The 2,433-nt window shown below is 67.2% G+C and carries 2 protein-coding genes and 1 pseudogene; all 3 read left to right on the top strand.

Annotated features, from left to right (window positions below):
- Window positions 1-146: 146 nt before the first annotated feature.
- Window positions 147-1,010: a hypothetical protein gene (locus BN903_RS04875; protein WP_048076633.1), complete on the top strand. Its 864-nt coding sequence runs from the start codon at window positions 147-149 to the stop codon at window positions 1,008-1,010.
- 37 nt (window positions 1,011-1,047) lie between these two features.
- Window positions 1,048-2,100 (top strand): glycosyltransferase family 4 protein, encoded by a 1,053-nt coding sequence (locus BN903_RS04870; RefSeq protein WP_048076632.1) that lies wholly within the window; start codon window positions 1,048-1,050, stop codon window positions 2,098-2,100.
- 121 nt (window positions 2,101-2,221) lie between these two features.
- Window positions 2,222-2,433, top strand: a pseudogene (locus BN903_RS04865) (NAD(P)-binding domain-containing protein); the annotation flags it as partial.

Raw genomic sequence — 2,433 nt, 5'->3', positions numbered from 1 at the left:
CTTCCATAGGCGACGTGACGCGGTAGCGAACTTGAAACGTCTGCTTCGCGTCCGCTCCCGCGAGTCGGTCGGTTCGGTCCGTACAGCGATCGCGAACGGAGACCGAAAGGGAATACATACGTACCGGCGGGCCGACGGACCACCCAATGGACGATCAGCGGTTCCTCGAGTCGGAGTGGGACTACTGTCTGGTGCTCGACGCGTGCCGGTACGACGTGTTCGCGGACGTGTACGACGAGTACATCGACGGAACGCTCGAAAAGCGGCGGAGCATCGGCTCGTCGACGCCGGAGTGGGCGTACCGGAACTTCACCGGCGGGCACGACATCGCGTACTTCTCCGGGAACCCCTTCATCAACGACCTGGGGATCCCGCTGAACGAGCTCAAATGGGGCGCGAGCTGCGACTACGAGTGGACCGCCTCCGACCACATCAGCGACATCCACGACGTCTGGAAGACCGACTGGGACGACGACCTCGGGACGGTCCCGCCGGAGGGGCTCGCCGACGCGTTCCACCGCAATCAGGACGCCGTCGAGCGCGCCGAGCGCACCGTCCTCCACTACATGCAGCCGCACGCCCCCTACCTCTCGCGGGGGAAGGGCCAGAAGCTCAAACAGATCCAGAAGGGGATCAAACGACAGGAAGAGGAGGAGGCGAACGGCGGCGGCGACGACGGCGGCCTGCTCTCCTCGCTCAGCGACTCGGTCCGGCCGAAGATCGAGAGCCGACTGGACGACAGCGAGTTCGCCCAGAAGGCCGGGCTATGGCTCGAACTCGACCCGAAGGACCTCGTGAAGGACGGCACCCGCGTGACCGCCTTGAGCATGTACGAGGAGAACCTCCGGATCGCCTTAGAGAGCGTCGCCGAGCTCGTCGACGAGCTCGACGGCGACGTGGTCGTCACCGCGGACCACGGCGAGGCGTTCGGCGAGGAGGGCGTCTGGGAACACCACATCGAGACGTACATCCCCGCGCTGATGGAGGTCCCGTGGCTCGAAGTCGAGTGAGCGCGGTCGGTTCGCGCGCTCGCACCCGCCCCCACCGATGAAGGTCAGCCACTACTTCGAGTTCGAAGAACACGTCACCGGCGGCATCGCCGCCTCCGTCGACCACCAGCGGAAGATGCTCGACCGGGTGGGGATCGAGTACACCACGGAGCCGACGCTCGACGCCGACGTCCTCCACTGTAACGTGATGGGGCCGCGCTCGGTCTGGCACGCGCGCCGCGCCCGGAAGGCGGGCGTCCCGGTCGTCGCCCACACCCACGTCACCGCCGAGGACTTCGGGGACAGCTTCCGGTTCACCAACGCGCTCGCGCGGCCGCTCAAGCCGTACCTCCGGCGCGCGTACGGGCTCGCCGACCTGCTCGTCTGCCCCTCCGAGTACAACCGCGACCTAATCCGCGAGTACGCGGACGTCCCGACGACGGTGATATCGAACGGCGTCGACACCGAGAAGCTGGCGGGATTCGAGTCGCTCAAAGCCGAGTACCGCGAGCGCTACGACCTGTCCCCGCCGACGGTGTTCCTCGTCGGCCACGTGATCAAACGGAAGGGGTTGGAGACGTTCGTCGAGACCGCCCACCGGATGCCCGACATCGACTTCGTCTGGTTCGGCCCGATAGACCGGTCGCTGAAGGGCAGAGACACCACGCGGCTCATCGACGAGGCCCCGTCGAACTGTACGTTCACCGGCTTCGTCGACGACATCCGTGGCGCGTACGCCGCGGGCGACGTGTTCTGTTTCCCCACCCACGAGGAGAACGAGGGCATCGCGCTGCTGGAGGCGATGGCGGCCGGAAAGCCGGTCGTCGTCCGCGACATCGAGACGTTCTCGTGGCTGGAAGACGGCAAAGAGTGCCTGAAGGTGGGCGGGAGCGCGAGCGACGACGGTAGCGGGCGCGACGGCGCTGCGACGGGAGCCCGGGACGACCGCGCTCGCGGGGACGACGTGGAGGGCTTCGTCGAGGCCATCGACGAGCTCCGCGACGCAGACCGACGGGCCGAACTCGGCACGAACGCCGCCGAACGCAGCGAGTCGTTCTCGCTTTCGGCGATCGCCGAGCGGTATCAGTCGCTGTACGCGGATCTGGCGTAGCACGCGTCGAGACGGGCCGAAACGTCGGAACCCGGAAACTTGCGAAAACCGCAGTTGGTATGTCCGCCGACCGACTCCGTAGAGGCAAATGACTCGAGTGAGCGTTATCGGCTGCGGGAACATGGGGAGTGCCCTGCTCAAGGGGCTCGCCCGCGCAGGGGGGTACCATCTCACGGCGATCGACCTCGACCCCGAGGCGCTCGCCGCGATCGAAGACATCGTCGACGAGACGACCGACGACTCGGCGGCCGCGCGCGACGCCGACATCGTCGTCCTGCGGTGAAGCCGGATATCGCGCCGGCGTGCTCGACGACCTCGACCTCCGCGAGGACC

This window comes from Halorubrum sp. AJ67, assembly GCF_000513435.1.
The sequence above is the reverse complement of the archived record's forward strand: the minus strand, read 5'-3'. Positions and strand labels throughout refer to the sequence as shown.